1 protein-coding gene and 1 pseudogene are annotated in these 1,836 nt (G+C 75.1%); both read right to left on the bottom strand.

Going from position 1 to position 1,836, the window contains the following annotated elements; all coding sequences use genetic code 11:
• Positions 1-514: polyketide synthase dehydratase domain-containing protein (locus CCN44_RS48025; RefSeq protein WP_462509653.1), on the bottom strand; the 514-nt coding region annotated here is incomplete at its 3' end.
• Between the two features lie 30 nt (positions 515-544).
• Positions 545-1,836: pseudogene (locus tag CCN44_RS17325) on the bottom strand (acyltransferase domain-containing protein); the annotation flags it as partial.

Raw genomic sequence — 1,836 nt, forward strand, 5'->3', positions numbered from 1 at the left:
CGTGCCGGGTCCACGCGTCGGGCGCGGTGTCCTCGCCCCCGGCGGCGTAGATGTCGACGGTGCGCGCTCCGGTGTCGTCGGGGCCGCCGACGGCGACCTGGACGCGGAGGCCGCCCTCCTCGGGCAGGACCAGCGGTGTCTCGACGGTCAGTTCGTCCAGGCGGGCGGTGCCGGCCTCGTCCCCGGCGCGCAGGGCGAGTTCGACCAGGCCGGTGGCGGGGACGACGGTCGCGCCGCCGACGACGTGGTCGGCCAGCCAGGGGTGGCTGCGCAGGGAGAGCCGGGAGGTGAAGACCAGTCCGTCGGACTGGGGCAGCGGGACGACCGCGCCCAGCAGGGGGTGGTCGGCGGCGGCCTGGCCGAGCGAGGCGGCGTCGGTGGCCGGCGCGGTCCGCAGCCAGTAGTGGCGGTGGTCGAAGGCGTACGTCGGCAGATCGAGCGGGGCGTCACCGGCGCCCTCGGGCAGCACGCCGGTCCAGTCGACGGCGACACCCTGGACGAACACCTCGGCCATCGACGCGAGCAGCCGCCGCGGGCCGCCCTCCTCGCGGCGCAGGGAGCCGGTGGCCACCGCGTCCGCGCGGGTCTCGTCGACGATCTCGCTGACCGGCTGGACGAGGACGGGGTGGGCGCTGGACTCGATGAACACCGAGTGCCCCTCGGCGAGGAGCGCCTCGACGGCGGGCCCGAAGCGGACCTGCTGACGCAGGTTGCGGTACCAGTAGCCGCCGTCCAGGACGCCCGCCTCGCGGACCCACTCGCCGGTCACGGTGGAGAAGAACGGCACCAGCGGCGCCTGACCGTGGATGTCGGCGAACGCGTCCGCCAACGCGGCCTCGATCGCCTCCACATGGCGGGTGTGAGAGGCGTAGTCCACGGCGACCCGGCGCACGCGTACGCCGTCGGCCTCCAACGCGGCCAACGCCTCGTCCAAAGCCTCGGCATCTCCGGCGATCACCGAGGAGGAAGGGCTGTTGACGGCCGCGACCTCAACTCGCCCGTCCCACGCGGCAATGCGTTCGGCCGCCTCGGCCTCGGGCAGCGCCACCGAGGCCATTCCGCCCCGGCCCGCCAGCTCACCGGCGATCACCTGACTGCGGACGGCGACGATCTGCGCCGCATCCTCCAGGGACAGCGCACCGGCGACACAGGCAGCGGCGATCTCGCCCTGCGAGTGACCGACCACCGCGTCCGGAACGACCCCCACGGAGGCCCAGACGGCGGCCAGGCCGATCATCACCGCGAAGCTTGCCGGCTGGACCACGTCCACCCGGTCCATCAAGTCCGTGTCACCACGCAGGACGGCCCGCAGGTCCCAGTCCACCCACGGCTCCAGAGCGCGGGCGCACTCCTCGATCCGCTCCGCGAACACCGGTGAGCCTTCCAGGAGTTCGCGGCCCATGCCCGGCCACTGCGAACCCTGCCCGGGGAAGACCAGGACCGTCCGCCCGGCAGACGCGGCACTCCCCGTCACCAGACCGGGCGCCGACTCGCCCCGGGCGAGCGCGGCCAGCCCGGCCGCAGCTTCCTCCCGGGACCCGGCCACGACCACGGCCCGCTCCGACAGCACCGCCCGCCGCCGCACCAGCGCACCCGCGACGTCCGCGAAGGACGCGTCGGTGTCACCGGTGAACGCGGCCAGCCGCTCGGCCTGGCCCGCGAGGGAACCCTCCGACGCCGCCGACACCACCAGCGGCACCACACCGTCCTGCGGCACCCGCACGACGACCGGCTCCTCCGGGGCCTGCTCCAGGATCACGTGGGCGTTCGTGCCGCTCACGCCGAAGGAGGAGACACCGGCCCGGCGCGGACGCCCCGTCTCCGGCCACCGGCGCC

The sequence above is a fragment of the Streptomyces tricolor genome, assembly GCF_002155905.1.
GTDB lineage: Bacteria > Actinomycetota > Actinomycetes > Streptomycetales > Streptomycetaceae > Streptomyces > Streptomyces tricolor.